We start from the raw sequence: 22,091 nt of genomic DNA, 5'->3' as shown, positions 1-22,091 counted from the left end.
ATCGATCACGGGTCACGCTCCGGCGGCGGCGTTGGCGAGGGCGACGGCGACGACCGCCAGGACGACGGAGCCGGCGAGCAGGGCGCCGAGGTAGGTCTGCACGTTGCCGGTCTGGGCACGGCGGACGAGCCGGCCGAGGCCCCCCGCTCCGCTGCCCGCGCCGCGTACGTACGTGTCGACGACCTCCCGGTCCAGGAAGCGGACCAGCGAGGCGGCGGCGAGGACGGGGCGGACGAACAGCGTCCGGTAGGCCGCGTCCAGGCGGAAGCCCTCGGCGGCGGGCCGGTGCAGCGGGCCGAGCAGGGCGCGGCCGGGGTCCGGATCGTGGTCGGGGGCCGGGTGCGGCAGGTCCAGCGCCTCCGCCTCGACCTGGCCGGCGTCGGCACTGGGGTGGGCGACGTGCGGGACGATCCGGACGGGGCGGGCCACCGCCTTGGCGACGAGCGTGTGCCAGACCGCGTAGGTGACGGCTCCGCCGACGACGGCGAGGCCGGTACCGAGCACGGCCGTGGTGACGGTCGGGGTCAGCGCGTGGCCGCCGAACCAGTCGCCGAGGGCGGGCGCGGCGAGCCCGAGCGCGAGGGAGGGGACGGCGAGCACCCACAGCACGGTGGTCATGGCGACCGGCTGGCGTCCGTGGTCGGGCGCCTCGGCGCCCCGGCCGCGGAAGGCGAGGAGCCACAGCCGGGTCGCGTACGCGGCGGTGAGCAGGGCCGTCAGGAGTCCGGCGACGAGCACGATCCAGCCGGCCGCGGCGGGGGCGGCGGTCGCCTCCCCGGCCTGGGCGGTTGCGGTGTGTTCTGCGGCGACGAGGACGGCTTCCTTGGAGAAGAAGCCGGCGAACGGCGGGATCGCGGCGAGCGCGAGCAGGCCGATGCTCATCGTCCAGTACGCGTCCGGGACCCGCCGGGTCAGTCCGCTCATCCGGGACATGGCCGTGAGCGAGTTGGTGCCGGCGGCGTGGATGACCGTACCGGCGGCGAGGAACAGCAGCGCCTTGAAGGCGCCGTGCGTGAGGAGGTGGAAGACGGCGGAGGCGCGGTCGCCGACGGCGAGGGCGCCGGCCATGTAGCCGAGCTGCCCGATCGTCGAGTAGGCGAGGACCCGCTTGATGTCGTCCTGCGCGAGCGCGGCGAGCGCCGAGCCCGTCATGGTGAGCGCGGCCATCACGGCGAGCACGGTCAGCGCGGCGGCGGAGGCGGCGAAGACGGGCAGCAGCCGGGCGGTGAAGTAGATGCCGGCGGCCACCATGGTGGCCGCGTGGATGAGCGCGGAGACGGGGGTGGGGCCGGCCATCGCGTCGGGCAGCCAGGTGTGCAGCGGGAACTGCGCGGACTTGCCCGCCACGCCCGCGAGGAGCAGCAGCGCCACGAGGGTGGGGTGGTCGAGACCGCCGCTCGCGACGGCGCCAAGCACCCCGGTGATCCGGAAGGTGCCCGCGTCGGCGGCGAGCGCGAACAGGCCGATCAGGAACGGCACGTCGCCGAGCTTGGTGACCAGGAAAGCCTTGAGGGAGGCCGCGCGGGCCTCGGGGGTCTCCCAGTAGTGCCCGACGAGGAAGTACGAGCAGATGCCCATGATCTCCCAGCCGACCAGGAGCACCATCAGGTCGCCGGAGTAGACGACGAGCAGCATCGCGGAGGTGAAGAGGGAGACGAGCGCGGCGTACGAGGGGTAGCGCGGGTCGTGCCGGAGGTAGCCGGTCGAGTAGATCTGCACGCAGGTGGCGACCACGCCGACCAGGATGGCGACGAGCGCGGCGAAGGCGTCGATGTGCAGGGCCAGGTCGATGGGGACCGAGCCGGTCGGGGTGAGCCGGGTCGCGGCGTCGATCGCCGTACCGCCGCCCTGCCGTACGGCGACCAGGACGGCGAGCACGGCGGCGGCGAGGGCCGGCAGGACGGCGAGCGGGCGGACGAATCCGGGCGCGGTGCGACCGAGGAGCAGACCGGCGACGGCGCCGAGGAAGGGCAGGAGGGGGACGAGGACGGCGAGGGTCGTGGTGGTCACGCGGTGGCCTCGGCCTTCTCGCCGGTGGACGGCTTGGTGGTGTCGGTGGACGGCTTGCCGTCGGGTCCCTGGTCGTCGGACCACGGGTCGTCGGGGCCGGAGCCGGGGCCGGGGTCGTCGGGGCCGGGGCGCTCGGCGGTGTCGCGGAGCCGGTCCACGTCCGCGGTGCCCCGGTTGCGGTAGACCATCAGGACGATCGCGAGGCCGATGCCGATCTCGGCGGCGGCGATGGCGATGACGAAGAGGGTGAGTGCCTGACCGGCGTGCAGGGTGTCGCGGAGCCAGACGTCGAAGGCGACCAGGTTGAGGTTGACGGCGTTGAGCATCAGCTCGACGGACATCAGGACGAGGATCGCGTTGCGGCGGGCGAGGACGCCGTACAGCCCGACGCAGAAGAGGAGGGCGGCGAGGACGGCCGGGTAGACGAGATGCATCAGTGGGTCTCCTCGGCCGGGTGCGCAGCCGTGTCCACGGGGGCTTCGCGGCCGGCGCCGTCGGCTGGGTCGTCACCGTCGTCGCCGTCGTCACCGTCCTCCGGGGACTTCTTCCGGGACAGGACGATCGCCCCGACGAGGGCGGCGAGCAGCAGGACGGACAGGGCCTCGAAGGGCAGCACCCAGTTCCGGAAGAGGAACCGGCCCGTCACCTCGGTGGAGCCCTGCGCGGGTCCGCCGAGGCCGATCCACGTCGTACGGAACGCGTCCACGACCACCCACACGAGCGCCGCCGCAGCGGCGACCGCCACGGCGAGGGCCACGGGCCGGTTGCCCGAGTCGGCGTCCAGGGAGCGGCCGATGGGGGCCCGGGTGAGCATGAGCCCGAAGAGGAGGAGGACGACGACCGAGCCCACGTAGATCAGCACCTGCACCCAGGCGATGAACTCGGCGGTCAGCAGCAGGTACTCGACGGCGAGCCCGCCGAGCGCCACGACCAGCCAGAGCGCGGCGTGCACGAGCTGCTTGGTGGTGACGGTGACCAGGGCCGCGCCGAGGGTGGCGAGGCCGACGAGGAGGAAGACGACCTCGACGCCAGTGGGCGAGAGGAAGCCGCGGGTGGCCGGGGCGGCCTCGGCCGCCGTCTGGGCGGCGTGGGCGGCCTGGGCGAGAGGGGTGAGGATCACTGTCCGTCCTCCCCGCGCTGCTCGGGCCCGGTCTGCCCAGTCTGCTCGGTCTGCTCGGTCTCGGCTGCCGCCTGAGCCGCCGCCTGGGCCTGAGCCTGGGCTTGGGCGGCCTTCTCGGCGGCCTTGCGCGCGGCGGCGATCTCCTTCGGCTCCTCCGCGCACGGGTCGAGCGCGGGCGGTTCCGGAACCGTCCACATCCACTCGCGCAGCTTGTCGCGCTCGTGCGTCAGCTCCTGGATGTCGGTCTCCGCGTACTCGAACTCGGGCGACCAGAACAGCGCGTCGAACGGGCACACCTCGACGCAGATACCGCAGTACATGCAGAGCGAGAAGTCGATCGCGAAGCGGTCGAGGACGTTGCGGCTGCGCTCGCGCCCGCCGGGGGCGGCGGCCGGCACGGTCTCCTTGTGGGAGTCGATGTAGATGCACCAGTCGGGGCACTCGCGGGCGCACAGCATGCAGACCGTGCAGTTCTCCTCGAACAGCGCGATCACCCCGCGCGTGCGGGGCGGCAGCTCGGGCTGCGCGTCCGGGTACCGCAGGGTGATGTTCCGGCGCGTCATCGTGCGCAGGGTGACGGCGAGGCCCTTGGCCAGGCCGGATCCGAACGGGGGTGCCATCAGCTGATCGCCACCTTCACGATGCCGGTGAGCGCGATCTGCGCGAGCGCGAGCGGGACGAGAGTCGTCCAGGCGAACTTCTGGAGCTGGTCCTCGCGCAGCCGGGGGTAGGAGACCCGCAGCCAGATCACGACGAACGCCAGGACGGCGGTCTTGAGCAGGGTCCAGAGCCAGCCGAGACCGTCGGCGCCGAACGGGCCGTGCCAGCCGCCGAGGAAGAGGACGGTGGTCAGCCCGCACAGGACCACGATGCCGGCGTACTCGGCGAGCAGGAACAGCGCGAAGCGCAGACCGGTGTACTCGGTGTACGCGCCGAAAATGATCTCCGAGTCGGCGACGGGCATGTCGAACGGCGGGCGCTGGAGCTCCGCGAGCCCGGCGACGAAGAAGACCAGCGCGCCCACGATCTGCCAGGGCACCCACCACCACGCGAACGCGTCGAGGATGCCGGGCAGCGAGACGGTGCCGGCCGCCATCGCGACGGAGGCGGCGGCGAGCAGCATGGGCAGCTCGTACGCGAGGAGCTGGGCGGCGCTGCGGACGGCGCCGAGCAGCGAGTACTTGTTCGCCGAGGCCCAGCCGGCCATCAGACTGCCGAGCACGCCGACGCCCATGACGGCGAGCACGAAGAAGATCCCCGCGTCGACCACCTGCCCGACCGCGCCCTCGCCGGGGCCGATCGGGATCGCGACGAGGACGAGGAGGTACGGGAGGAGGGCGACGGCCGGCGCGATCCGGAACACCCGCCGGTCGGCGTCGGCCGGGACGATGTCCTCCTTCTGCGCGAACTTCACCCCGTCCGCGACGAGCTGCGCCCAGCCGTGGAACCCGCCCGCGTACATGGGGCCGAGCCGGCCCTGCATATGGGCCATCACCTTGTGTTCCGTCTGTCCGACGACGAGCGGCAGGACGAGGAACGCGACGAAGACGGCGAGCAGGCGGAGGGCGACGTCGAGTACGTCGGTCACGCGCAATCGCCTCCTTCGGCGTGGGGGTCGGGGTTGGGTTCGGTGGTGGTTTCGGATTCGGGGGTGCTGTCGGGGTCCGGGGCGGACGGCTCTTCCCGGGCCCGGTCGGCGTCGCTGCCGGATGCTTCGGGTGTCCGGCCCGTGGCCTTCTCGCCGGGCTGGTCGGCGGGCCGCTCGGCGGGCTTGTCGCCGGGCCGCTCGGCGGACTTCTCGGGCGCCTTGGGCGCCTCGGGCGCCTTGGCCGCCTCGGTGCCGTCGTCGAACGCCGGCCGTGCGTGGTGCCACGGGGCGTCCGAGCTGCGGGTACGAGGTGCGGGCTCCGGTCGTGTCGCCGCCGCGTCCGTATCGGCCGCGCGCTGGCTGGCGGATCCGCCGCCGGCGCTCCGGTTGCGGCGCGGTCCCGCCGGAGGTGCAGGGGGCGCCGAGGGCTCGGTGCCGGTCGCCGCCTCGGAAGGCTCCGTCCGCCGGCTCGCCGAACCACCGCTCGCGCTGCGGTTACGGCGCGGACCGGCGGGCGGCGCGGGGGCGGGTTCGGGGGCGGGCTGCTCCGACGGCTGGGCCGCGTCGGCGGCCTCCGTCCGCTGGCTCGCCGACCCGCCGCTCACGCTGCGCGCGCGGCGCGGACCGGCCGCGGGAGCGGGAGCAGGCGCGACCTCAGGGGCCGCAGGAGCTGCGGGAGTCCCGGTGGCCCCAGGCGTCCCGGTAGCCCCAGGCGCCTCGGTGGCCCCGGGCGCCTCAGGAGTCTCGAGGGTCCCTGCGACCTCCGTCCGCTGACTCGTCGAACCCTGGCTCGCGCTGCGCGCGCGGCGCGGTGCCGCCGGAGCGGTGGCCTCCGCGGCCTCCGCCCCCGCGCCCTGCTGACTCGCCGATCCGGCGCTCGCGGTACGGGTACGACGGACCGGCCGTTCCCCGGCGACACCGGCGGCCCCGGCACCGGCAGCACCGGCAGCGGCCCGCGCACCACGCGCCGCGCGGGCCGGGGCGGGCGGGAGCTGGCCCTTCAGCGGGCCCCACTCGTTGGGGTCGGGGACGCCCGGCGGAAGCATCTGGCGGCGCTTCGGGGCGTTCGGGTCGTGGGCCTCGCCGGGCTCCTTCGCACCGGGCCAGGCCTTGGCGACGCGTGCGGCCAGGACGAAGTCCTTGCGCAGCGGATGGCCCTCGAAGGTGTCGGGGAGAAGCAGGTGGACGAGGTGCGGGTGGTCGATGAAGGTCACGCCGAACATCTCGTGCGTCTCGCGCTCGTGCCAGGCCGCACCCGCGTAGACCTCGACCGCCGACGGCAGCGACGCCGCCCCGTGCGGCACGGTCGTCCGCAGCAGCAGCCGCCGGACGCCACCCGGCCCCACCGAGGCGACGTGCGCGCAGACGCGGAAGCCGGTGCCCGGTTCGTCGACGGCGCTCAGCCAGTCGAAGAAGGTGAGGCCGAGCTTGTCACGGGCGATTTCGAGGGCCGCGATCCACGAGGCGGTCGGCACGTCGACGGTCAGCAGGTCGTACCCGCGCTCGGCGGTCGCCTCTTCCCCGAAGAGCTCGGTGACCGAGTCGGGGAGGGCGTCGAAGGCGTTCTCGTCGTAGCCGTTCACGCGCTGCCTCCCGGCGTCGGCGGGGTGCCACCCGGCACCGGCGGGTCCACCCGGGGGCTGGTCAGCTGGGCGACGGACGCGGCGCCCGCGCCCTCGCCGTACCGCGCGGCGAGGCTCTCCCGCGCGATCTTCTCCTGGAGTTTGAGGATGCCCTGGAGCAGCGCTTCGGGGCGCGGCGGGCAGCCCGGCACGTACACGTCGACCGGGATGATCTGGTCGACGCCCTTCGTGACGGAGTACGAGTCCCAGTACGGGCCGCCGCAGTTCGAGCAGGCGCCGAAGGAGATGACGTACTTGGGCTCCGGCATCTGCTCGTACAGCCGCTTCACCGCCGGGGCCATCTTGTCCGTCACCGTGCCGGAGACGATCATCAGGTCGGCCTGGCGCGGGCCCGGCGCGAAGGGGATCACGCCGAGGCGGATGAAGTCGTGACGGGCCATCGAGGCGGCGATGAACTCGATCGCGCAGCAGGCGAGGCCGAAGTTGAAGACCCAGAGGCTGTAGCGGCGGCCCCAGTTCAGGACCACCTTCATCGGCTCGGGGGCGAGGCGGGCGAGCGGCCCGAGCTTCGACACCACCGGCAGGACGGAGGTGTGTTCCGGACCCATGTTGTCCCGCCCCATGTCGCCCAGAGCCATGTCGCCCTGCCCCATGTTGTCCGAAGCCGTGTTGTCCGGCGTCACGTCCATGTCAGGACGCCCTTCTTGTACGCGTAGAGCAGTCCGACGGCGAGGAAGCCGAGGAACACGAACATCTCCACCAGGGTCGTCGCCCCGTATCCGGGCGCGGCGAAGACCGTCGCCCAGGGGAAGAGGAAGATCGAGTCGACGGCGAAGATCACGTAGAGGAAGGCGTACACGTAGTAGCGGACCTGCGTGTGGGCCCACCCCTCCCCCACCGGGTCGACGCCGCACTCGTAGGTGAGGAGCTTCTCGGGGGTCGGTACGACGGGCCGCAGAAGGCGGTTGGCGCCGAACGCGATCGCGACGAACAGCACGCCGACCACGGCCAGCAGTCCGACGACGGAGTACGTCTGAAAGTAGCCCGCCGCGGCGACGGTCGGTCCTGACACGTCCGCGTCCACCCCTCGATCTCGGTGTCTCGCCCTGTTTTCTACCCACGCGAGTCTAGGGCCTTTCGTTGGGGCCAGGCCGGATCAGGGAGCGGGCTCCGGTGCACTGCACTCGCTTCGCTCACTCCGTCTCGGCTCTTGATTTCCCCTTCGGATGCCGAGCAGCGATCGCAAGGCGGAGGAGGGAGACAACGCGGTGGGGGCACCTCCCGTGCCCGGAGGGCTACGGGGGAGTTGGCGACCGACGACAACGCGGCGTGGGGGCACCTCCCGTGCCCGAAGGGCCACGGGGGAGTGCGTGCCGGAGCCCGCGAGCCCGGCATGGCCCCAACGAAAGGCCCCAGGGGCTTTTGGGGGGGGGATAGCCCCCCGTCACGCCCGGCTACCTCCCCCATGGTGGGACGGGCGGGGCACCAGGCAGGCTTGGGTCTTATGACCGAGCAGATCGACACCGCCCCGCCCCCTGTGCGTCTCGCGTACGGCCGGCACACCTGGAAGGAGGTCGTGTACCTCCTTGGCAATCTCCCGTACGCGCTGGTCGGGTTCGTGTACGCCGTCACGACGATCTCGGTCGGCGCCGGCATGGCGGTGACCATCGTCGGCGTGCCGCTGATCACGTTCAGCCTCGCCGGGGCGCGGCTGCTGGGCCGCGCGGAGCGGGCGCGGGCGCGGGGGCTGCTCGGCGTGCAAGTGGCCGAACCGAGTCCGCTGCCGCGCGGGAAGGGTGTGTACGGGCGGGTGTGGGCGCAGCTGGCGGATCCGGTGGCGTGGCGCAGTCAGCTGTTCCTGTTCATCAGGCTGCCGTGGGGCGTCCTGACCTTCGCGGTGACGCTGGTGTCGCTGCTGGTGTTGTGGCCGCTGCTGCCGTTCCTGGCGCGCGGGATGGCGAACGTCGACCGTTCGATGGTGCGGGGGCTGCTGTCGCCGTCCGACGAGCTGGAGCGGCGGATCGCCGAGCTGGAGTCGGACCGGGGTGTGGTCGTGGACACGGCCGCCGCCGATCTGCGGCGCATCGAGCGCGACCTGCACGACGGCGCGCAGGCCCGGCTCGTGGCGCTCGCCATGGGGCTCGGGCTCGCGAAGGAGAAGCTGCTCGACGATCCGCAGGCCGCGGCCGTGATGGTGGACGAGGCGCACGGCGAGGTGAAGCTGGCGCTTCAGGAGCTGCGGGACCTGGCCCGCGGCATTCACCCTGCGGTCCTGACCGACCGCGGACTCGACGCGGCCCTGTCGGCGGTGGCCGCACGGTGCGTCGTCCCGGTGACGGTGGACGTGGAGCTGCCGGGCCGGCCGGCCGACGCGATCGAGGGCATCGCCTATTTCACGGTCTCGGAGCTGCTCCAGAACGTCTCGAAGCACGCGCGCGCCCGGCACGCCTGGGTGGACGTGTGGCGGACGGACGACCGGCTGATGCTCCAGGTCCGGGACGACGGGGTCGGCGGCGCGCGGCTCGACGGCGGTACGGGCATGGCGGGGCTGGCGGAGCGGCTGGGCGCGGTCGACGGGGTGTTCACCGTGAACTCGGCGGTGGGCGAGGGAACGACGGTGACCGCCGAACTTCCCTGGCGCGACCGCCCGCGCGCCTGACGTACGGGCACCCCGGCACCCGACGTACGAGGACCCTGACGTACGAGGGCGCCATGGCGTCCTGGCGTACGGACGCCCTCTCGTCCCCACCCTGTCGCTGCGGCCCCGCCCGGTCTTCCGGGCGGGGCCTCGCCGTTCCCCGAGCGAGCCCCCTGCGCGAACCCGCACACGGGCCGGCGGGCACGTGCATCACGGGTCCGAGCTGTGTAGCGCTTGAGCTCTCCCCCCGCCCCCGTCCCGCCCCAGGTGGGGATAACCCCCCACCCAAGACGCCCACCCGCCTCATGGTCCCGGCCCCCTCCTTCCCGGGATGGTGGAGTCACCATCCCGCAGCGAGAGAAACGGATCCCCGATGGCCGCCTCCCCCACCGTCCCCGCCGGCCTCAGCGCCCCGTTCGAGAGGCGTACGTGGCGCGCGGTCGGCTATGTCCTGACCGGCTTCCCGCTGAGCGTCGCCGCCTTCTGTCTGGCCATCACCTTCCTGTCGACCGGCGCCGGGCTGCTCGTCACCTTCCTCGGCATACCGGTGCTCGCCGCCGGGCTGGCCTTGTGCCGGGGCATCGGCGCGGTGGAGCGCGCGCGGGCGCGGGCGCTGCTCGGGGTGGACGTACGGGCGCCGGAGCCGGCCCGGGGCCGGACCGGTTCGCCGCTGGGGTGGATGATCGCCACGCTGAAGAGCGGGGCGTCGTGGCGGCACATGCTCTACTGCCTGCTGCACTTCCCGTGGGCGGTGGTCACCTTCGTGGTGACGGTGACGCTGTGGTCGGTCTCGTGGGCCCTGGCCACATATCCGCTGTGGCAGTGGGTGTTCCCGGCCTATGTGGGGCAGGACGGGATCCAGCTGTACGGGGACGGAACGCACGGCTTGTACGTCGACACGCCGTTCGAGGTCGGAGTGGCGTCGGGTCTGGGCTTCTGCCTCGTGTTCCTCTCGCCGTGGGTGCTGCGGGGCCTGGTCTCGGTCGACCGGGCGATGGTGTCGGTGCTGCTCGGCCCGTCGCCGCTGGCCTCACGGGTGACGGAGCTGGAGTCGGACCGGGGTGTGGTCGTGGACACCGCCGCCGCCGATCTGCGGCGGATCGAGCGCGACCTGCACGACGGCGCGCAGGCTCGGCTCACCGCTCTCGCCATGGATCTGGGTCTGGCGAAGGACCGGATCGCGGACGACCCGCTGACCGCCGCCGCGATGGTGGACGAGGCGCACGGCGAGGTGAAGCTGGCGCTTCAGGAACTGCGGGACCTGGCCCGCGGCATCCACCCGGCGGTCCTGACCGACCGCGGACTCGACGCGGCCCTGTCGTCGGTCGCCGCGCGGTGCGCCGTCCCCGTACAGGTGGACGTGGATCTGCCGGCCCGGCCGGCGCCCGCGATCGAGGGCATCGCGTACTTCGCGGTCTCGGAGCTGCTCCAGAACGTCTCGAAGCACGCGCGCGCCCGGCACGCCTGGGTGGACGTGTGGCGGACTGACGACCGGCTGATGCTCCAGGTCCGGGACGACGGGGTCGGCGGCGCGGCCCCGGTGGCCGGTCACGAGCTGGCGCGGCTGATGGCCCGGCTCGACGCGGTCGACGGCGTCCTCGCCGTCGACTCGCCGGCGGGCGGCCCGACCACGATCACCGCCGAGCTCCCCTGGCGCGACTGACCGACCGCCCCCCGCGCGGGCCCCGCCCCGGCCTGACCCCGGCCCGGCCCCCGACACACGACCCCTCAGGTGAAAGCCCTCCATGGGGCGCCCCCCTATGGCGGGTCGCCCCATGGAGGGAGCCCCTATATAGGGAGTCCCTATAGGCGGAGCCGACACCATCACCGAAGAACCGCCCCCGTCCCCGCCGCGTCCCTCCCCCTGCGATGCTGGACCCGCTCAGCACGCAGTGGTACAGACCGGAGGGGACGGACGACATGGGGCCGATGGGACCGGATCGGGCGCGAGGAACGAGCGGCGGCACGGGCGGGGACAGCGTGCGCGTCGTCATCGCCGAGGACTCGGTGCTGCTCCGGGAGGGCCTGACCCGCCTGCTCACCGACCTGGGCCACGAGGTGGTCGCGGGGGTCGGCGACGCCGAGGAGCTGCTGAAGACGGTGGCCGCGCTCGCGGAGCGGGGCGAGCTGCCGGATGTCGTCGTGGCCGACGTACGGATGCCGCCGACCCACACCGACGAGGGGGTGCGGGCCGCGGTGCGGCTGCGCCAGGACCACCCGGGGATCGGGGTGCTCGTCCTGTCGCAGTACGTGGAGGAGCGGTACGCGACCGAGCTGCTGGCCGGGTCCAGCACGGGCGTCGGTTATCTGCTGAAGGACCGGGTCGCCGAGGTCCGCGAGTTCGTGGACGCCGTGGTGCGGGTGGCGCGGGGCGGGACGGCGCTCGACCCGGAGGTCGTGGCGCAGTTGCTCGGCCGCAGCCGCCGGCAGGACGTCCTGGCCGTGCTGACCCCGCGCGAGCGCGAGGTGCTGGGGCTGATGGCGGAGGGCCGCACGAACTCGGCCATCGCGAAGCAGCTGGTGGTGAGCGATGGCGCGGTGGAGAAGCACATCGGCAACATCTTCCTGAAGCTGGGACTGTCGCCGAGTGACGGGGATCACCGTCGGGTCCTCGCCGTGTTGACGTACTTGAACTCCTGACGAGATCCGCCGAGATCCCTCGATCCCGCCCAGACGCGACACTTCCGGCTGTTCCCGCGCGTTCCCGGCCCGCGGGCTCCTGGCTCCCGGAGCTTTCCGGCCACCGCACCACTCCCGCTCACCCCGCCCCGCCCCTGACGTCCCGTCATCCACACCCCGTCGGACCTGGGGTGGGGCGGGATTCCCGCCCCACCGCCGACGCCCGGCACGGCACGGGCAGGGCTACGGGGCCGGGCCGGCCCCCGGATCCGGCGGGACGCGCCGCACACCACACCGATCGAACAAAAGACGCAAGACGGACGTCTCAAAACAAGGTCCATGATGCGGGAAGTCCCCGGCAGGACGCCCTCCCGGACGTACGCTGACCTCCGGGACGCCCGGCAGGCCGGTCGTCTCCCGAGCCTTCTCCGCGGGTGCGTCGAGGCGTGCCCGCGGAGACAACCCTTGCCGCCAGGGAGGTCCAGTCCAGTGACCAGCCAGGTCAGCAGCGAGGCCGGCGAGGCCCTGGTCGGGGAGCAACGCAGCGCCCCGGCGACGGCCGACCCCGGTTCCGCGAAGGAAGTACGCCGGCTCGACCGGGTGATCATCCGTTTCGCGGGTGACTCCGGCGACGGCATGCAGCTCACGGGTGACCGGTTCACCTCGGAGACGGCGTCCTTCGGGAACGACCTGTCCACGCTGCCGAACTTCCCTGCCGAGATCCGCGCGCCCGCCGGCACCCTGCCGGGTGTCTCGTCGTTCCAGCTGCACTTCGCCGACCACGACATCCTGACCCCGGGTGACGCGCCGGACGTGCTGGTCGCGATGAACCCGGCCGCCTTGAAGGCGAACATCGCCGATGTGCCGCACGGCGGCGAAATCATCGTCAACACCGACGAGTTCGCCAAGCGCGCGATGCAGAAGGTGGGCTACGCGGCCTCGCCACTGGAGGACGGCTCGCTCGACGCCTACCGGGTCCACCCGGTGCCGCTGACGACGTTGACGGTGGAGGCGCTGAAGGACTTCGACCTGTCACGAAAGGAGGCCGAGCGCAGCAAGAACATGTTCGCGCTCGGGCTGCTGTCCTGGATGTACCACCGACCGACACAGGGCACGGAGAGCTTCCTGCGGACGAAGTTCGCGAAGAAGCCCGAGATCGCCGAGGCCAACGTGGCCGCGTTCAGGGCCGGTTGGAACTTCGGTGAGACGACGGAGGACTTCGCCGTCTCGTACGAGGTGGCTCCGGCGACGTCGGCGTTCCCGACCGGCACATACCGCAACATCTCCGGGAACCTGGCCCTCGCCTACGGCCTGATCGCGGCCTCGCGCCAGGCCGATCTGCCGCTCTACCTCGGCTCGTACCCGATCACCCCGGCGTCCGACATCCTGCACGAGCTGAGCCGGCACAAGAACTTCGGCGTGCGCACGTTCCAGGCGGAGGACGAGATCGCGGGGATCGGGGCCGCGCTCGGCGCGGCCTTCGGCGGCTCGCTCGCGGTCACCACCACCTCCGGGCCCGGCGTGGCGCTGAAGTCCGAGACCATCGGACTCGCCGTCTCGCTCGAACTCCCTTTGCTGATCGTGGACATCCAGCGCGGCGGCCCCTCCACCGGCCTGCCGACCAAAACCGAGCAGGCCGACCTGCTCCAGGCCATGTTCGGGCGCAACGGTGAGGCGCCGGTGCCGATCGTGGCACCGAGGACGCCCGCCGACTGCTTCGACGCGGCACTGGACGCGGCGCGCATCGCACTCACGTACCGCACCCCCGTGATGCTCCTGTCGGACGGCTATCTCGCCAACGGCTCCGAGCCCTGGCGCATCCCGGAGACCACCGAACTCCCGGACCTCACCACGCGGTTCGCACAGGGCCCGAACCACGAACTGGCCGACGGAACCGAGGTGTTCTGGCCGTACAAGCGCGATCCGGAGACCCTCGCCCGGCCGTGGGCGATCCCCGGCACACCGGGCCTGGAGCACCGGATCGGCGGGATCGAGAAGCAGGACGGCACGGGCAACATCTCCTACGACCCGGCCAACCACGACTTCATGGTCCGCACCCGCCAGGCGAAGATCGACGGCATCACCGTCCCCGATCTCGACGTGGACGACCCGGACGGCGCGAACGTCCTTGTCCTGGGCTGGGGTTCGACGTACGGACCGATCACCGCGGCCGTACGCCGCCTGCGCACCGCCGGCACACCCATCGCCCAGGCCCATCTGCGCCACCTCAACCCCTTCCCGGCCAACCTCGGGGAGGCGCTGCGGCGTTACGACAAGGTCGTGATCCCCGAGATGAACCTCGGCCAGCTCGCCACCCTCGTCCGGGCGCGGTACCTCGTCGACGCCCACAGCCACAACCAGGTCAACGGCATGCCGTTCAAGGCCGAGCAGCTCGCCGCCGCCCTCCAGGAGGTCATCGATGCCTGAGCCGCTCCTCGACCTCGTGCCCAAGGCCGAGGCCGTGCAGTCGATGAAGGACTTCAAGTCCGACCAGGAGGTGCGGTGGTGCCCGGGGTGCGGCGACTACGCCGTCCTGGCCGCCGTCCAGGGCTTCATGCCCTCGCTGGGGCTGGCGAAGGAGAACATCGTCTTCGTCTCCGGCATCGGCTGCTCCTCCCGCTTCCCGTACTACATGAACACCTACGGGATGCACTCCATCCACGGCCGCGCCCCGGCCATCGCCACCGGCCTGGCGACCTCGCGGCGCGATCTGTCGGTATGGGTGGTCACGGGAGACGGCGACGCGCTGTCCATCGGCGGCAACCATCTGATCCACGCGCTGCGGCGGAACGTCAACCTCAAGATCCTGCTGTTCAACAACCGGATCTACGGCCTCACCAAGGGCCAGTACTCCCCCACCTCCGAGGTCGGCAAGATCACCAAGTCGACCCCGATGGGCTCGCTCGACGCGCCCTTCAACCCGGTGTCGCTGGCGCTCGGCGCGGAGGCGTCGTTCGTCGCCCGGACCGTGGACTCCGACCGCAAGCACCTCACGGAGGTGCTGCGGCAGGCCGCCGAGCACAACGGCACGGCGCTGGTGGAGATCTACCAGAACTGCAACATCTTCAACGACGGCGCCTTCGAGGTCCTCAAGGACCGCGAGCAGGCCCAGGAGGCGGTCATCCGCCTGGAGCACGGGCAGCCGATCCGCTTCGGCGCCGAGAACGACAAGGGCGTGGTCCGCGACCCGGCCACCGGCGACCTGGAGGTCGTCACGGTGACCCCGGAGAACGAGCACCGCATCCTCGTGCACGACGCCCACGCGGCCTCGCCGACGACCGCGTTCGCGCTGTCGCGCCTCGCCGACCCCGACACGCTGCACCGCACGCCCATCGGAGTCCTCCGGTCGGTCGAACGGCCGGTCTACGACACGCTGATGGCCGAGCAGTTGGACAAGGCGGTCGAGCGGCAGGGGAAGGGCGATCTGGGGCAGTTGCTCGCGGGGAAGGACACGTGGACGGTGGCGGGCTGAGCGGGTGAGGGGGGTTCGGTCGGACTTTCTTGGTACGTACGGGGTGACCGGACGTACCACCACCCCGATCGCCATGAGCCGAGGCGATCGGGGTGGACGATCAGGGTGGGTGCGGTCGGGGTAGTGGTGGACGCGGCCCAGTAGGCAGACCCCGCCCCCGCTCTCAGACCCGCGCGGTCGGTTCGGGCGCGTCCACCGCGGGTGGCGGCGCGTCCGGTGCCGGCTGGGCCGTACGGGCCGGGCGGCGGGCCCGTACCGCGCCCCACACCACGGCCGCCGACCCGACGACCCCGGCACCCGCCCAGGTCAGCGGGCTGGCCCAGACGCCGTGCGGAAGCTGCTGGCTGAGCACGAACACGCCCATGACGACCACGAACCAGCCGAACGCCTTCCTCAGCGTCTCCTGCGGGATCCGGCCCGCGAACCGGCTGCCGATCAGGCTGCCGACGATCGCGGCGCCCGTGACGGCCAGCGCGAGGTTCCAGTCGATCTGTACGCCCGCGAGGTGACCGGCCAGGCCGGAGAACGACTTCATCGAGATGACCAGCAGCGACGTACCGACCGCCACGCTCATCGGCAGTCCGCCGAGCAGCGCGAGCGCCGGGACGACGAGGAATCCGCCGCCCGAGCCCACCAGACCGGTGACCGCGCCGACGAGCAGGCCCTCGACGACCATGTGGGCCACGGGGAGTTCGGCGTGGGCCGGCTTGGCCGGGCGTTCCTTGCGCGACTTCCGGAGCATCGCCACGGCCGTCGCGAGCATCATCAGCGCGAACGCGATCAGCAGGACCGTGCCCGGGATGTACTCGGCGAGCCGGCCGCCGCCGTACGCGCCGACCATGCTGACGCTGCCGAAGATCAGACCGGTGCGCCAGCGCACCCGGCCCGCCTTCGCGTGGGTGACGAGCCCGACGAGGCTGGTGACGCCGACCACGAACAGCGAGGTCGCGATGGCTTCCTTGCTGTCCTGTCCGGCCAGGTAGACCAGGATCGGGACGGTCAGGATGGATCCGCCGCCGCCGAGGATGCCGAGGCTGACGCCGATGAGGACGGACGCGGCGAGTACGAACGTGATCATGAGAGGCCCGCCGAGGGGATGGGGCGGGCGTGGGGTGCGTGGAGGACGTGGGGGGTTGCGGTCGTCGGCATGGGGGGCTCCGTGGGGGGAGAGGCCGAGGGGCGTGGCGAGGGGGGCTATGAGGGGTGGCGGAGGCGGCGCGGGGAGGCGGGGCCGGAGCCGGAGCCGGGCGGGAGCGAAGGGGGATGACGCTCCCGCCGGGCGGAAGGTGGGGGTGCTCCCGCTGGTGGGGGATGCGGAGTGGGGTCCGCTCCCTCGCCCTACGCAGGGGGAGGGGGCGGCGTTCCCGCGAGAGGCCCCTGTCAGGGCCGGCGGGGCGCTCTCACGGGAACGCCGGGTTGGTGCGCCGGGTAAGGTCCGGCGGTGCCGGGTGGGGTCCGACGGTGCCGGGTGGGGTCCGACGGTGCCGGGTGGGGTCCGACGGTGCCGGGTGGGGTCCGGCGGCGGCTCAGACCTGAGCGGTCTCGGACGCTTCGAGCAGGGCCCAGGCCGCGTACCCGCCCAGAACATCGGACACATCCGTGAAGCCCTGATGGCGCAGGTAGCTGGCCGCGATGGAGGAACGGTGGCCTCCCGCGCAGTGCAGGACCAGCGGCCGGTCACGCGGGATCTCCTCCAGACGCGTCGGCAGCTCACCCAGCGAGATGTGCAGAGCCGAGTCGATGAACCCGACACTGCCCCGCTCACCACAGTTACGCACGTCCACAACCAGCGGCGGAGTGTCCCCGGCCAGCTCCTCACGCAGCTGGGCGGCGGTCAGCCGGCTCGCCGGGGTGACCTCGCCGGCCAGGGCGACCAGCGCGTCCTCGGGCGAACGCAGATAACCCGTCACCCGGTCGAACCCGATCCGCGCCAGACGCGTGACGATCTCCTCCTCACGATTCTGCGGCGCCAGGACCAGCAGCTCGTCCTTCGGCGCGAGGACCGTGCCCGCCTGCTCGGCGAAACGGCCGTCGGCCGGCACATTGACCGCACCCCGCAGATGCCCCGCCGCGAACTCGTGCGGATCACGCGCGTCGACCACCACCGCACCCGCCGCACGCCGCGCGGTGAACTCCTCCACCGTCAACGGCTTCGGCGCCGCCGCCGGATCGAACAGCTCACGCTCACGACGGTTCAGATCCGCGTCGTAGGCGAAGTAACCCGGCGCCGCCGGCTGACCGGCCGCCACGATCGCGACGAACTCTTCCTCGCTCATCGGCGCGCACGCGTAGTTCGTGGCCCGCTGCTGCCCGATCGTCGACTGCTTCTCCGTCGACAGGTTCTTCCCGCAGGCAGAGCCGGCGCCGTGCGCGGGGAACACGCGGACCTCGTCCGCCAGGCCCATCAGCTTGTTCTGGACACTGTCGTAGAGCATCCCGCCCAGCTCCTGGGCCGTCACTCCGGCCGAGGCCAGCAGGTCGGGGCGGCCGACGTCGCCGATGAACAGCGCGTCACCCGTCATCACCCCGTACGGGACCGCGTCCGTGGCGTGCTCGTACACCAGCACACTCACCGACTCCGGCGTGTGGCCCGGGGTCTCCATGATCTCCAGGACCACATCGCCCAGCACGATCCGCTCACCATCGGCGAGCTTGCGGATCGCGTACTCCGTCTCCGCGCGCTGCCCGTAACCGATCCAGGCACCCGTACGGGCCGCCATCTCCAGGTGACCGGCCACGAAGTCCGCGTGGAAGTGCGTGTTGATCACACCCACCACCGTGAAACCACGCGCCTCGGCGTCCGCGAGGTACTCCGACACATCACGACGAGGATCGACCACCACGGCCTGACCCGTCGACTCATCGGCGATCATGTACGACGCCTGCGAAAGGCAGTCGAGGTAGTACTGGGCGAAGAACACGGGAACAACCTCCACGATCAGGGGTGCCTATACCCAGAGGGGTATAGAGGGGGTAGGGGTCCGGAGCACCGGGGGCGGTCTCGGACCCGAGGGGTCGGCCGGGCGGGCCGGATGGGCCGGGCGGCTCAGGCGGCTCAGGCGGAGCCGGGTTCGGCACCGGTCACGACGGGGCGGCCCATGCGAATCCAGCCCCTGGTGCCGCCGGCGACGGAGTAGATCTCCGCGCCGCCGCCACCGCCGCCACCGTCGCCACCGCGGGCATGGACCGCGGCCAACAGGTCGGCGGCCGCCTTGCTGCGGTTGCCGCTGGCGCAGATCACGTACACCGGCTGCCCGGCGGGCAGCTTCGGCGGCGTGACGCCCAGGCTCGGGAGCGGGGCGAGGAGCGCGCCGGGGACGTGTCCGTCCCGGTACTCGTCGGGCTGGCGTACGTCGAGCACGAAGGCTCCGTCCGTCCACGCCGCGGCGAAAGCTTCCAGGTCCACTTCACGAGCCATGACGACCACCTTCCGGGATACCCCCCTGGGTATGAATACGACGTTAAACGGTCACCCCCGCACGCGTCAAATACCCCTAGGGGTATCCCGCGCCACATGCCTCACCCTGCCTCACCCCAGCCCGCTCCCGTCCCGCGAGCCCCTCCCGTGGTCATGACCGTATGGCGATACGGACATGACATCCGGCCCGGCGCGGCGCTACCTTCATCGGACAAACGACATGTGCGGCACAGGGCCGTCAGGGGCGGGAGGTCCGGTGAAGGAAACCAGCGAGACACGGTCAGGACTGCTCTACGGGATCGGCGCCTACAGCATGTGGGGACTGGTCCCGCTCTTCTGGCCGCTGGTCAAGCCGACCGGCGCGGTCGAGATCCTGGCCCACCGGATGGTCTGGTCCCTCGCCGTCGTCACGATCGCCCTGCTCGCGCTGCGCCGCTGGGGCTGGATACGGGAGCTGGTGAGCAGCCCGCGCAAGCTGGCGCTGATCACCGTCGCCGCGGCCGTCATCAGCGTGAACTGGGGTCTGTACATCTGGGCCGTCAACAACGGCCGGGTCGTCGAGGCGTCCCTCGGCTACTTCATCAACCCGCTCGTCACCATCGCCCTCGGCGTCCTCGTTCTCAAGGAGCGGCTGCGCCCGGCGCAGTGGGCGGCGGTCGGCGTCGGCTTCGCGGCCGTGGTCGTGCTCGCCGTGGGCGCGGGACGCCCGCCGTGGGTGTCGCTGACCCTGGCGTTCTCCTTCGCGGTCTACGGCCTGGTGAAGAAGAAGCTCAACCTCGGCGGCCTCGAATCGCTCGCCGCCGAGACCGCCGTCCTGTTCCTGCCCGCGCTCGCGTATCTGATCTGGCTGGCCACCCAGGGCACGATGTCCTTCGGCGCGCACGGCGTGGGCCACGCGTCGCTGCTCGCGTCGAGCGGGCTGATCACGGCGGTGCCGCTGATCTGCTTCGGCGCGGCCGCGATCCGCGTACCGCTGTCGACGCTCGGCCTGCTCCAGTACCTGGCGCCGGTCTTCCAGTTCCTGCTGGGCATCCTCTACTTCCACGAGGCGATGCCGGCGGAGCGGTGGGCGGGCTTCGCCCTGGTGTGGCTCGCGCTGTCGGCCCTCACCTGGGACGCGCTGCGTACGGCGCGGCGCAGCCGGACCCAGGTCGCCAAGGCCGAGGCCCAGGTGGCCACGGCCGAGGTCCAGGCCGCGGCGGCACGGGTGGTGGCGCGGGCGGCCGAGGCGGCGGCCCCGGCCGGCCCCGCCACACCCGCGGGCCCCACCGCCCCGACCGCCCCCTCGTCGGCGGGCTGACCTTCCGGCGAGCGGGGTTTCCGGCGGGCCGGACTTCCGACCTTCCGACGAGCCGGGTTTCCGGCCTTCCGGCCTTCTGACCTTCCGGCGAGCCGGATTTCCGGTCTTCCGGCCTTCTGACCTTCCGACCCGGCAGGCCGATGCCCCGGCAGGCCGACGCTCCGGTGGAGCGGCGGATTCGCCGCCGCTTTCCACCCCTTCGGCCGAGCCGGGCGGCCGTCCGCGCGCGGGGGTGGCGGGAGCGGTGCTACTCAGGGATTCCGGGGGCTCGCTCCCCGTGCGGGCCCGAAGCCTCTCCTGAGGAGAGTGAACGCGCCATGCCGCAGCCCCTCCCCCTCGCCTCCCTCTCCCCACTCGCCCTCTCGGTCGACTTCGGTCAGGGATTCACGAACGCCTGGTCGGCCATCGCCGCCTTCGTCCCGAAGTTCATCGGCTTCCTCGCCATCTTGCTCATCGGCTGGTTCATAGCGAAGATCCTCGCGCGGATCGCCGACCGCATCCTGCGGAAGGTGGGCTTCGAGCGGATGTCGGAACGCAGCGGCATCGCGAACGCGCTGAAGGGCTCGAAGTACGACGCCACCGGCATCATCGTCAAGATCTTCTACTACGCGATCCTGCTGATCGTCCTCCAGCTGGCCTTCGGGGTCTTCGGCCCGAACCCGATCAGCGTGATGATCCACGGCATCGTCGCCTGGCTGCCGCGCGCGCTGGTGGCCTGCGTCATCGTGGTCGTGGCCACGGCCATCGCCCGCGCCGTCCGGGACATCGTGACGGGTGCGCTCGGCGGTCTGTCGTACGGCAGGGTGCTCGGAACGGCGGCCTGGGCCTTCATCGTCGCGCTCGGCGTGATCGCGGCGCTCGGCCAGGCGGGGATCGCCACCGCGATCACCGGGCCGGTTCTCACGGCGGCCCTCGCGACGATCGCCGGTATCGCGATCGTCGGCGTCGGCGGCGGTCTGATCACCCCGATGCGGTCGCGCTGGGAGCGCTGGTTGTCGGTCGCCGAGTCGGAGTCGGGCAAGGCGAGGCAGCAGATCTCCGCGTACCAGAAGGGCCGAGGGGACGCGCAGCGCGCGATGCCGTCGGCGCAGGAGCGGACGACGCGGTACGGGGACCGGGGCGAGGGCGGCACCGGGGACGCGGGCGGGGAGCGGGGCGGCGGCGACGCTCCGAGGGTCTGACGTCCGTCGCTCGCGCGGTTCGCGCAGCAGCTCGTGCGCCTCGGGGCGCGAGCGGGTGATCCCGTCGAAGGACCGGTGGCCGGTGGCCGGCGGTCCCTTCGGCGGGATCGCCGCATATGCCGACCCGCACACAGGGCGGTTGGGCATATGCCGATCCCGCACGCCGAAGGAATGGCATATGCCGACCCGGCCCTGACCCCGACCCCGCCCCGACCCGACCCGACCCGACCCGCCGGAGACGCACTGACCGACTCCTAGACCAGCAGGTCGTGTTCCCTGATCAGCCAGCAGACGGCGGTCAGCCGCAGCGTGGCGAAGTCGTGCCCGACCGGCTCCACCCAGTCCACCTCGGAGAGGTAGTCGGTGAAGCCGAGCACGTAGTCGGAGAGTTCCTCGCGCCGCACGGTCCGGCCGGCGGGCGGGGCGGGCAACCGGTCCCCCGGGCCGCGCTGGGCGGGCACGAGGGCGTCGCACACGGCCGCCGCGTGCTGGTCGACGGCGGCCACGAGCCCCGGTTCGAAGGAGAACTCCGAGAGCCGGGGCATGTAGGTGGCGACGACCCCGACCAGGGGACAGTCGGGCGAATCGTTCATCCCTCCACATTAGGTGCGGTACGGGCCAGTTCGGCCGTGAGCTTCCTCGCACGCCCGCCGACCGCCGACCGCCGACCGCCGGCCGACCCGTACGCCCTGCCCCGTCGCCCGCCCCACCCCGTACGCCTGCCCGTACGCCTACCCCCGGCCGTCGATCTCGGCGATCAGCCCCTCGACGCGCGCCCGGATCGCGTCCCGGATCGGGCGGACCGCCTCGACGCCCTGGCCCGCCGGGTCGTCGAGCGCCCAGTCCAGGTAGTGCTTGCCGGGGAAGACGGGGCAGGCGTCGCCGCAGCCCATCGTGATGACGTAGTCCGACGCCTGGACGGCCTCGGTGGTGAGGACCTTGGGCCGCTGACCGGCGATGTCGATGCCGGTCTCGGCCATGGCCGCGACGGCGGCCGGGTTGACCCGGTCACCGGGGAGCGATCCGGCGGAACGGACCTCCACCCGGTCGCCGGCCAGGTGCCGCAGGAAACCGGCGGCCATCTGCGAGCGGCCCGCGTTGTGGACGCAGACGAAGAGGACGGAGGCGAGCGGAGGAGTCACGGCAGTCCCTAGAAGGAGAG

Annotated in this window: 20 protein-coding genes; 7 read left to right on the top strand and 13 right to left on the bottom strand. The window is 72.4% G+C overall.

The features are described from left to right. Window positions 1-12 precede the first annotated feature (12 nt). From ACGFRB_RS02520 to ACGFRB_RS02485, 8 genes are read right to left on the bottom strand one after another with little or no spacing between them, the layout of a single operon-like run. On the bottom strand, window positions 13-2,010 hold the full coding sequence (locus ACGFRB_RS02520) for an NADH-quinone oxidoreductase subunit L (RefSeq protein ID WP_393237984.1): 1,998 nt from the start codon (window positions 2,008-2,010) through the stop codon (window positions 13-15). Further along, on the bottom strand, window positions 2,007-2,444 hold the full coding sequence (gene nuoK, locus ACGFRB_RS02515) for an NADH-quinone oxidoreductase subunit NuoK (protein ID WP_363009810.1): 438 nt from the start codon (window positions 2,442-2,444) through the stop codon (window positions 2,007-2,009). Before nuoK ends, ACGFRB_RS02520 begins: the two co-directional genes overlap by 4 nt. Next, entirely contained in the window at window positions 2,444-3,130 is a 687-nt protein-coding gene (locus ACGFRB_RS02510; RefSeq protein WP_393237981.1) for an NADH-quinone oxidoreductase subunit J, read from the bottom strand. Before ACGFRB_RS02510 ends, nuoK begins: the two co-directional genes overlap by 1 nt. Next, window positions 3,127-3,750: a NuoI/complex I 23 kDa subunit family protein gene (locus ACGFRB_RS02505; RefSeq protein WP_393237978.1), complete on the bottom strand. Its 624-nt coding sequence runs from the start codon at window positions 3,748-3,750 to the stop codon at window positions 3,127-3,129. The genes ACGFRB_RS02510 and ACGFRB_RS02505 overlap by 4 nt, the downstream gene beginning before the upstream one ends. Beyond that, window positions 3,750-4,718 carry a complex I subunit 1 family protein gene (locus ACGFRB_RS02500; protein WP_361237152.1) on the bottom strand — a complete coding sequence of 323 codons (969 nt, stop codon included), beginning with the start codon at window positions 4,716-4,718 and terminating at the stop codon, window positions 3,750-3,752. The genes ACGFRB_RS02505 and ACGFRB_RS02500 overlap by 1 nt, the downstream gene beginning before the upstream one ends. Then, on the bottom strand, window positions 4,715-6,301 hold the full coding sequence (locus tag ACGFRB_RS02495) for an NADH-quinone oxidoreductase subunit C (protein WP_393237975.1): 1,587 nt from the start codon (window positions 6,299-6,301) through the stop codon (window positions 4,715-4,717). Before ACGFRB_RS02495 ends, ACGFRB_RS02500 begins: the two co-directional genes overlap by 4 nt. Further along, window positions 6,298-6,990, bottom strand: a complete 693-nt coding sequence (locus ACGFRB_RS02490; RefSeq protein WP_393237972.1) for an NADH-quinone oxidoreductase subunit B — start codon at window positions 6,988-6,990, stop codon at window positions 6,298-6,300. The genes ACGFRB_RS02495 and ACGFRB_RS02490 overlap by 4 nt, the downstream gene beginning before the upstream one ends. Beyond that, window positions 6,981-7,373 carry an NADH-quinone oxidoreductase subunit A gene (locus ACGFRB_RS02485; RefSeq protein WP_361235351.1) on the bottom strand — a complete coding sequence of 131 codons (393 nt, stop codon included), beginning with the start codon at window positions 7,371-7,373 and terminating at the stop codon, window positions 6,981-6,983. Before ACGFRB_RS02485 ends, ACGFRB_RS02490 begins: the two co-directional genes overlap by 10 nt. A 432-nt stretch (window positions 7,374-7,805) precedes the next feature. On the opposite strand from ACGFRB_RS02485, the gene ACGFRB_RS02480 reads away from it, so the two are divergent. From ACGFRB_RS02480 to ACGFRB_RS02460, 5 genes are all read left to right on the top strand, one after another. Continuing rightward, window positions 7,806-8,960 carry a sensor histidine kinase gene (locus ACGFRB_RS02480; RefSeq protein WP_393237968.1) on the top strand — a complete coding sequence of 385 codons (1,155 nt, stop codon included), beginning with the start codon at window positions 7,806-7,808 and terminating at the stop codon, window positions 8,958-8,960. Between the two features lie 352 nt (window positions 8,961-9,312). Further along, window positions 9,313-10,602, top strand: coding sequence for a sensor histidine kinase (locus tag ACGFRB_RS02475; RefSeq protein WP_393237965.1), 1,290 nt, complete (start codon window positions 9,313-9,315; stop codon window positions 10,600-10,602). Window positions 10,603-10,919: 317 nt separating this feature from the next. Beyond that, window positions 10,920-11,579: a response regulator transcription factor gene (locus ACGFRB_RS02470; protein WP_361235508.1), complete on the top strand. Its 660-nt coding sequence runs from the start codon at window positions 10,920-10,922 to the stop codon at window positions 11,577-11,579. A gap of 468 nt (window positions 11,580-12,047) precedes the next feature. After that, complete coding sequence (locus tag ACGFRB_RS02465) at window positions 12,048-13,985, top strand: 2-oxoacid:acceptor oxidoreductase subunit alpha (RefSeq protein WP_393237962.1); 1,938 nt, start codon at window positions 12,048-12,050, stop codon at window positions 13,983-13,985. Beyond that, on the top strand, window positions 13,978-15,030 hold the full coding sequence (locus tag ACGFRB_RS02460; RefSeq protein WP_393237959.1) for a 2-oxoacid:ferredoxin oxidoreductase subunit beta: 1,053 nt from the start codon (window positions 13,978-13,980) through the stop codon (window positions 15,028-15,030). The genes ACGFRB_RS02465 and ACGFRB_RS02460 overlap by 8 nt, the downstream gene beginning before the upstream one ends. Before the next feature lie 163 nt (window positions 15,031-15,193). Here ACGFRB_RS02460 and ACGFRB_RS02455 read toward each other — a convergent pair whose 3' ends face one another. The 3 genes from ACGFRB_RS02455 to ACGFRB_RS02445 form a co-directional block, all read right to left on the bottom strand. Then, window positions 15,194-16,108, bottom strand: coding sequence for a sulfite exporter TauE/SafE family protein (locus ACGFRB_RS02455; RefSeq protein ID WP_393237957.1), 915 nt, complete (start codon window positions 16,106-16,108; stop codon window positions 15,194-15,196). A 448-nt stretch (window positions 16,109-16,556) separates the two neighbouring features. Next, window positions 16,557-17,951, bottom strand: a complete 1,395-nt coding sequence (locus ACGFRB_RS02450; protein WP_393237954.1) for a rhodanese-like domain-containing protein — start codon at window positions 17,949-17,951, stop codon at window positions 16,557-16,559. Between the two features lie 134 nt (window positions 17,952-18,085). Continuing rightward, complete coding sequence (locus tag ACGFRB_RS02445; RefSeq protein WP_393237951.1) at window positions 18,086-18,448, bottom strand: rhodanese-like domain-containing protein; 363 nt, start codon at window positions 18,446-18,448, stop codon at window positions 18,086-18,088. Between the two features lie 220 nt (window positions 18,449-18,668). On the opposite strand from ACGFRB_RS02445, the gene rarD reads away from it, so the two are divergent. Beyond that, on the top strand, window positions 18,669-19,748 hold the full coding sequence (rarD, locus tag ACGFRB_RS02440; RefSeq protein WP_393237948.1) for an EamA family transporter RarD: 1,080 nt from the start codon (window positions 18,669-18,671) through the stop codon (window positions 19,746-19,748). 317 nt (window positions 19,749-20,065) lie between these two features. Further along, on the top strand, window positions 20,066-20,929 hold the full coding sequence (locus tag ACGFRB_RS02435; RefSeq protein ID WP_361235377.1) for a hypothetical protein: 864 nt from the start codon (window positions 20,066-20,068) through the stop codon (window positions 20,927-20,929). A 254-nt stretch (window positions 20,930-21,183) separates the two neighbouring features. Here ACGFRB_RS02435 and ACGFRB_RS02430 read toward each other — a convergent pair whose 3' ends face one another. Continuing rightward, entirely contained in the window at window positions 21,184-21,522 is a 339-nt protein-coding gene (locus tag ACGFRB_RS02430; protein WP_363009836.1) for a DUF6401 family natural product biosynthesis protein, read from the bottom strand. A gap of 138 nt (window positions 21,523-21,660) precedes the next feature. After that, a complete protein-coding gene (locus tag ACGFRB_RS02425; RefSeq protein WP_393237944.1) occupies window positions 21,661-22,071 on the bottom strand; it encodes an arsenate reductase ArsC in 411 nt (136 codons plus the stop codon). Window positions 22,072-22,091 lie beyond the last annotated feature (20 nt).

This window comes from Streptomyces sp. NPDC048718 (assembly GCF_043198875.1).
In the GTDB taxonomy this organism is placed as follows: domain Bacteria; phylum Actinomycetota; class Actinomycetes; order Streptomycetales; family Streptomycetaceae; genus Streptomyces.
Note: the sequence above shows the minus strand (reverse complement) of the source record. Positions and strands in the feature narration are given on the sequence as shown.

Bases quoted from the DNA above. Each gene is read 5' to 3' on its own strand.
- nuoK (WP_363009810.1), bottom strand. From the start codon at position 2,444: ATGCATCTCGTCTACCCGGCCGTCCTCGCCGCCCTCCTCTTCTGCGTC.
- ACGFRB_RS02505 (WP_393237978.1), bottom strand. From the start codon at position 3,750: ATGGCACCCCCGTTCGGATCCGGCCTGGCCAAGGGCCTCGCCGTCACC.
- ACGFRB_RS02490 (WP_393237972.1), bottom strand. From the start codon at position 6,990: ATGGACGTGACGCCGGACAACACGGCTTCGGACAACATGGGGCAGGGC.
- ACGFRB_RS02480 (WP_393237968.1), top strand. From the start codon at position 7,806: ATGACCGAGCAGATCGACACCGCCCCGCCCCCTGTGCGTCTCGCGTAC.
- ACGFRB_RS02475 (WP_393237965.1), top strand. From the start codon at position 9,313: ATGGCCGCCTCCCCCACCGTCCCCGCCGGCCTCAGCGCCCCGTTCGAG.
- ACGFRB_RS02460 (WP_393237959.1), top strand. From the start codon at position 13,978: ATGCCTGAGCCGCTCCTCGACCTCGTGCCCAAGGCCGAGGCCGTGCAG.
- ACGFRB_RS02455 (WP_393237957.1), bottom strand. From the start codon at position 16,108: ATGATCACGTTCGTACTCGCCGCGTCCGTCCTCATCGGCGTCAGCCTC.
- ACGFRB_RS02445 (WP_393237951.1), bottom strand. From the start codon at position 18,448: ATGGCTCGTGAAGTGGACCTGGAAGCTTTCGCCGCGGCGTGGACGGAC.
- rarD (WP_393237948.1), top strand. From the start codon at position 18,669: ATGTGCGGCACAGGGCCGTCAGGGGCGGGAGGTCCGGTGAAGGAAACC.
- ACGFRB_RS02435 (WP_361235377.1), top strand. From the start codon at position 20,066: ATGCCGCAGCCCCTCCCCCTCGCCTCCCTCTCCCCACTCGCCCTCTCG.
- ACGFRB_RS02430 (WP_363009836.1), bottom strand. From the start codon at position 21,522: ATGAACGATTCGCCCGACTGTCCCCTGGTCGGGGTCGTCGCCACCTAC.